Raw genomic sequence first — 6,295 nt, forward strand, 5'->3', positions numbered from 1 at the left:
ATATCACAAACAGTGCTGGCCAAGGTTGCTCGTTTATCGTCCCGATGCAAGTCCTTACAGTCTCTCCATCGTTCACACAGAGCCCTTGATGGAGGCATTTCATGACCCAGCGCGATGTAGTTTTCCCAGCCAAACGCCAGGCGCTGTATGAGCGCAATCGGTACTCGCCGGCTATTCGCTCCAACGGCTTTTTGTTCGTCTCGGGGCAAGTCGGCAGCACCGAGGATGGATCGCCCGAACCTGATTTGGAGAAACAGGTGCGGCTCGCCTTCACCAATTTGAACGCAATCCTCGTGGCGGCCGGTTGCACGTTCGATGACGTGATTGATGTCACCGTGTTCATTGTCGACCCCGAATCGACCTTCGAAACCATCTGGAAAATCGTGCCGGAGTTTTGGGGTAACGCGCCGCACCCGACGCTGACCGGGGTCGGCGTAACGTGGCTGTACGGTTTCCAGTTCGAGATCAAGGTGATCGCCAGACTTCCGGACACCACCGAGGGATGAAATGAAGCCTGCGCGGGGATGAACGCGGTTATCCGTTCGGCGTTAGAATCGGAAAATGTTCAGTTCACATTTTCGAGGATGACCCAGGCATGTCCACGCCCGCTACTTCCCTGCAAGACACCGCGGCGCCGCAAGGCGTTTGTTATGGCTGCGGTAGCCGCAACCCGCACGGGCTGCACGTCAAGAGCTTCTGGCATGAAGACGGCGTGCATGTCATCGCCGAGCATGTGCCCGACGCCAGGTATTGCGGCTGGCCGGACCTGGTGTACGGCGGATTGATCGCAATGCTCGTTGATTGCCATTCCAACTGGACCGTGATGGCCTATCACTACCGGACGGAAAACCGCGACGCCGCCAGCCTTCCGCGCATCAATTGCGTCACCGGCAACCTTGGCATCAAGTTCATCAAACCGACGCCAATGGGCATTCCGCTGACCTTGCGAGCGAAAGTCGAAGGTGATGTCGGGCGCAAAACCCGAGTCATCTGCGAGGTCTACGCCGGGGACGTGCTCACCGCCGTGGGCGACTCCATTTTTGTTCGCGTGGACACCGAGCAATTAGCCGCCGTCGCGCACAACCGATAGGTCCCGGAACCGGTTTGACAACGTACGCGGATCCTCTTTTGGAAGTCGCATGCCCATGTCCATCGCCGACAATCTTCTCGCGTTTACCTTCGCGGCCACGTTACTGACACTGACGCCCGGCCTCGATACCGCACTGGTCCTGCGAACCGCAACTCACCGAAGCCTGTCGGCAGATGGCTCAATGGCACGACTCGGGGCTTGTTGTGCCTCATATGTCGGTAAACATCTTCCCCGTCGCCTTTCGCGACAGAGCCATTATTGATCTCATCCAGTCTCTGCTGACAAAGCATGGGCTCTTACCCTCCTGCTGGACGTTAGAGGTCACGGAAGACTTCATACTGGACGCCTCCGACACTGTCATATCGGTCATACCGAAGTGCGTCAATTGGGCGTTAGCTTATCCATTGACGATTTTGGCACCGGTTACTCCAGCCTGAGCTACCTGCTGCGACTGCCCGTTAATACCATCAAGTTGGACAAGAGTTTTTTCGACGATATCGAAACAAGTGAAAGTGCCCAGTCGATTGCAGGGATCTGCAAGAGTTTGCAATTAAATATTGTCGCCGAAGGTGTTGAAACCGATGCGCAACTTGAAATTCTTCGAGGCCAGGGATACCAGATAGCGCAAGGTTATTGTTTCTCGCGCCCTTTGGCCCCACAGGATTTGGCTCAATGGATCCGTGAGAGATCGCATTAGTCCACACTCAACCCGCTGGCGAAGAGCGTGAACGCCTTAAACAAACGGGTCGATTGAATCGATAAGCGACAGGCCACCAGGGTCGAAAGCTGACGCTTGGTACGTGCGCATCAGGCTGTACGTCACTACGCTCAAGTCATCGTCTGCCAGTTTCAGTTGCCATGATCAAAACGGTCGGCTGTAGCCAGGCTCCGCACCGATTCCGGTGCCTTGTTGGTCTCATCGCTAGGTAGCCATCTCGGGCACCAGCGGTAGGGACTTTCTCGTTCACGATGAGCGCGTTTGCTGTTGACCGGCAGGGCCCGAGGAGGCGATTTGAAACCATTTTCGCTAAGACCTGGCGTCTCTTTGGACTCGTTTCTTCAAGCGTGTCTGCCTCGCCGAGACGCTGTCCCGCCAACCTTAACGGACCAAGCTTCTATCCCAGACATTCCCAACGCTCGCTACAGGCTGGACTACGATCTGACACCTTTCATTGAGGATGCAGTTCAGTCCAACAAACGTGAGAGTCAGGTTCTCGCCGAGGCTGGGAAGCCGAACAATTTACTGCCGCTGGCGCACATGCTGGCCGTTTCCGGCGGTGGCGATGCAGGCGCATTTGCAGCGGGGCTGATTGCTGGATGGACCACGCATGGGAACCGCCCCATGTTCAAGGTTGTCACGGGCATCAGCGCCGGAGCCTTGGTCGCCCCGTTCGCTTACCTGGGGTCTGAGTACGACGGCGTGATTCGTTATGTCTCCAACGCAATCGGTCCAAAAGACATTTTTCATTCTCGAAACGTGTTAACCCGTTTTGCCAGCGACGGTATAGCGGACAGCAAACCCCTGTCGCGGCTCATCGCAAAATACGTCACTGCGGAGATTCTTGCGGCGATCGCGTTGGAGTATGCCAAAGGACGAATTCTGCTGATCGGCACAACGGACCTTGATTCGGGGCGGCCAGTCACTTGGAACATGGGCGCTATTGCCTCCAGCCAGGTACCGGGAGCGCTCGACCTCTTTCGCAACATCATGCTCGCGTCGATGAGCATTCCCGGTGCAGTCTCACCCGTCATGATCGACGTGGAAGTGAACGGCAAACAGTTTCACGAAATGCACGTGGACGGAGGGGTCATCACTCAAGTGTTTCTTTACCCACCCAGCACTGTGATGGCGCTGAGCAAAGCCACCGGCGCACCTTTGCGACTCGACCGTCATTTCTATGTCATTCGTAATGGGACACTGGAGCCGCAGTGGTCTGGGACCAAGCGCCGCACATTGAGCATCGGCGGTCGAGCCATCAGTGCCTTGATTCAAACTCAGGGAATCAGCGACCTGGAGCGTATTTACCGGATGGCGCAACAGGACGGGGCGGATTTCAATCTTGCCTACATCGGTGCCGACTTTGACTTTCCGCACCTTCAGAAATTTGATGGCGAGTACATGAAGCGTTTATTCGATTACGCCTATCAACTCAGCGCGAAGGGCTATCAGTGGCATAAGTCGCCGTACTCGAAAAACACTTAACTATGAAACACCGCTGAACGATTTGGCCAATCTGTGGCGTCGACCGGTTGAATCCACAGCCAAAAGCAGCCAGTCAATAAAGCGCTAGCCTGAAGCCTGCTCAAGGAGCACCAAAGCGGACGAGCGCGGCATCGATAAATCGTCGGAGTTTGGCTGTTCTCTGACGATTGGCCGTGTAGAGCAAATGCATTTGTCGGCTCGGTGCTTCGTAATCAGCCAACAGTCGAACTAACTCGCCGCTGCACAACGCGGGCTCAAGAAAGTCTTCGGGGCCAAGGACAATCCCAAACCCGTCCAGCGCGGCCGACAGCAGTGCTTTGCTCTCGTTGACCTGCAAGCGACTGACGACTTGTACCCGTTCAACTACGGAGCCTTTGCAGAATACCCATTCGCGGTCGGCCGGCCGGGACCAATAGGCATACCCCAGGCATTCATGGTTCTTCAGATCGTCCGGTATCTGCGGCACTCCGCGGTCGGTCAGATAGCTCGGTGCCGCACAGGCGACCAATCGATAAGGCGCCAACGGCCTGGCGGTCAAACTGGACGCGGTCAATGGGCCAATCCTGAACGTCACTTCATAACCTTCCTCCACCAGATCGACGAAGCGATCAGTCAAATGCAGATCGATTTCGACCTCCGGGTGTTGGCGCAAAAACTCCGTCACAAAGGGCATGAGGCTATAGGAGCCGAACGTTACGGGGGCGCTGATTTTCAGTTTGCCGCGCGGGGTGTCGTTCATGATCTGCGCAAGGGAGTCGGCCGCCTGAGCCTCGCTCAAAATGTGCTTACAGCGTTCGTAGTAAGCACTACCCAACTCGGTCAGGCTCTGGCGTCGGGTGGTACGGTTCAGTAGCCGCGCACCTAGCCGCTGTTCCAGCGCGGCAACATGCTTAGCCACCATCTGCGGCGACAGGCCCAAACGCTCGGCAGCGCTGGCATAGGAGCCGGATTCCGCCGCCATCACAAACGCTCCCATGCTCGTCAGGCGATCCATCATTCAATACTCCTGGTAACGAGACTAAGTAACCGATGATTATTTATCTGCACTTGGTTGGCAATCATCATGATTTCTTCTTACCAACCAGCGGAGCAAGGACATGCGTATCGGCATTATTGGGGCAGGTTTCATCGGACGTGCAGTGGCGCAATTGGTCATCGCGGCGGGACACGAGGCGATGCTCAGCAACTCACGTGGGCCGCGGACCATGAGCAGTGTGCTCAGTGGCATTCCTGGCAGTCAGGTCGGCACTATCGAGGACGCAGCACAATTTGGCGAAGTTGTACTCGTGGCAATTCCTTTTGAGCATTACCGAAGCGTGCCGGCCAAGTGGCTGGAGGGCAAAACTGTGCTGGATGCCAACAATTACTACCCGGAACGCGACGGTCACATTGCCGCTCTCGACCGATTCGAAACCACCACCAGCCGCCTGCTCGCCGAGCATCTGCCCCGCTCCAGCGTGGTCAAGGTGTTCAATGCAATCCTCGCCCAGGACCTGGTGCAGGACTCGCGCCCGAAAGCAGCGCCCGACCGACGCGCACTGCCGATCGCTGCAGATGATCCCGCGGCGAAAGCACGGGTGATCAAGTTGCTGGACGAGATTGGATTTGACGCGGCAGATGCGGGCAGCCTCGATGAAAGCTGGCGATTTGAACGGGCTAAACCTGCCTACTGCATACCGCTGGATAAGGAGGGGCTGAAAGTTGCCTTGGCTGCAGCCCATCGGCAGGTCGAATTGCCCGAGGGATCATGGCGCCGCTGAATGCCCGTAATCCAGCAGCAGGTTGCATCGCTTTGAATCCAGGCCAGGAACGGCCCGTCCAGGTTACCTCGCGGGCCGTTGAGTATCTCGTTGAGAACGGCGCGCTGGGCTTCATCCATCTGTGATTGGTCCAGGGATGTCAGGCGTGATTGAATAGCCATGGCGATAATTCCTCAGAGACCTTTCAGTGTAATTCCCGCAGGACTCAGGAGCTGGTCGGCGATTTCATCCAAATGATGATCTTCCAGGATAAATGGAGGGGCCAAGAGATTGTGATCACCGTACTGACCGTCGACGGTTCCACCCATTGGGTAACACATCAGTCCTTCAGCCATGGAGGCTTTCTTGAGTCTGGCATGCAATTTCAGCGCTGGATCGAATGGCGCCTTGCTGTCGCGATCAGCCACCAGTTCAATACCCTGGAACAGCCCACGTCCCCGAATGTCACCCAAATGAGGATGGCAGCCCAAACAGTCGAGCAGCCGTGCGCGCAGCCCCTCGCCCAGTTGATTGACGCGGGCCAGCAAGTTGCGCGACTCGTGCGGATCGACATCTGCAGGAAGTTCGACGTTGTCCCGACTCGCACAACGTATGGTGGCTTCAGCAAATCAGAAGGACGTTTTTCGCCGAGAGATCACCGAGGGCAAGCATTTCTACAGTGATCTGGCCTCACGACTGGTGGCCAATGCAGGTGACAAGGACATCCTCAACCAGCTGACTCGTCTGGGTCGCCAGGAAAGCACGAACATCGCCAGCATGATTGAGCAGATCGACCCTGAAGTGTTTGTGCAGACCGTCGAATTGCTGGCCAGTGCCCACCGGGTACGGATCCACGGTATGCGGCAATTCAATTCACTGGAACTCTTCATGCCCTATGGTCTGGGCATGAAGAGCGCCCGGATGTGGCGGCGCTCGACTCCAGTCGCCAGGGTGTGGCGGATGCGCTTGCGCAACTGGATGAAGGCGATGTACTGGTGGTGTCCAGTTGCTTCCCCTACACCCCCAGCGTGCTTCCCACTGCCGAGGTTGCGGCCCGTCATGGGATCAAGGTCATCGCACTGACCGATTCCGGCAGCTTGCCGCTGGCCAAAGTGGCGTTGCACAGCGTCTACGTACCGCACGCTTGCTACTGGGTCAGCGACTTTCTGAGTTGCTGAATAACCAGTAATGGGTATCTCAACGCTTGTTTCGGCCGTTACTTTCCTGTCTGAGGGTTACAAGTCTGGGGATGATTAGGGATAT

General features: G+C 56.6%; 8 protein-coding genes. 6 read left to right on the forward strand and 2 right to left on the reverse strand.

The features are described 5' to 3' along the window. Positions 1–101: 101 nt before the first annotated feature. From ACI77H_RS21455 to ACI77H_RS21470, 4 genes are all read left to right on the forward strand, one after another. On the forward strand, positions 102–506 hold the full coding sequence (locus ACI77H_RS21455; protein WP_407013714.1) for a RidA family protein: 405 nt from the start codon (positions 102–104) through the stop codon (positions 504–506). Positions 507–595: 89 nt separating this feature from the next. Continuing rightward, complete coding sequence (locus ACI77H_RS21460; RefSeq protein WP_407013715.1) at positions 596–1,090, forward strand: PaaI family thioesterase; 495 nt, start codon at positions 596–598, stop codon at positions 1,088–1,090. Between the two features lie 385 nt (positions 1,091–1,475). Beyond that, on the forward strand, positions 1,476–1,787 hold the full coding sequence (locus tag ACI77H_RS21465) for an EAL domain-containing protein (protein WP_407013716.1): 312 nt from the start codon (positions 1,476–1,478) through the stop codon (positions 1,785–1,787). Between the two features lie 315 nt (positions 1,788–2,102). Then, positions 2,103–3,293: a patatin-like phospholipase family protein gene (locus tag ACI77H_RS21470; protein WP_407013717.1), complete on the forward strand. Its 1,191-nt coding sequence runs from the start codon at positions 2,103–2,105 to the stop codon at positions 3,291–3,293. 100 nt (positions 3,294–3,393) lie between these two features. Here the strand turns inward: ACI77H_RS21470 and ACI77H_RS21475 are convergent, their stop codons facing one another. Continuing rightward, positions 3,394–4,290: a LysR family transcriptional regulator gene (locus ACI77H_RS21475; protein ID WP_407013718.1), complete on the reverse strand. Its 897-nt coding sequence runs from the start codon at positions 4,288–4,290 to the stop codon at positions 3,394–3,396. A 100-nt stretch (positions 4,291–4,390) separates the two neighbouring features. Between ACI77H_RS21475 and ACI77H_RS21480 the strand changes: the two genes are divergently transcribed. Then, on the forward strand, positions 4,391–5,053 hold the full coding sequence (locus ACI77H_RS21480) for an NADPH-dependent F420 reductase (RefSeq protein ID WP_407013719.1): 663 nt from the start codon (positions 4,391–4,393) through the stop codon (positions 5,051–5,053). Positions 5,054–5,226: 173 nt separating this feature from the next. Here the strand turns inward: ACI77H_RS21480 and ACI77H_RS21485 are convergent, their stop codons facing one another. Beyond that, a complete protein-coding gene (locus tag ACI77H_RS21485; protein ID WP_407013720.1) occupies positions 5,227–5,580 on the reverse strand; it encodes an aminotransferase class III-fold pyridoxal phosphate-dependent enzyme in 354 nt (117 codons plus the stop codon). Between the two features lie 375 nt (positions 5,581–5,955). Here ACI77H_RS21485 and ACI77H_RS21490 point away from each other — a divergent pair, with 375 nt between their 5' ends. Next, the gene (locus tag ACI77H_RS21490; protein WP_407013721.1) at positions 5,956–6,210 is read left to right on the forward strand and encodes a MurR/RpiR family transcriptional regulator; all 255 of its coding nucleotides are present in this window, start codon (positions 5,956–5,958) and stop codon (positions 6,208–6,210) included. The last annotated feature ends 85 nt before the right edge of the window (positions 6,211–6,295 follow it).

The sequence above is a fragment of the Pseudomonas sp. O230 genome, from assembly GCF_045447035.1.
Lineage (GTDB): Bacteria > Pseudomonadota > Gammaproteobacteria > Pseudomonadales > Pseudomonadaceae > Aquipseudomonas.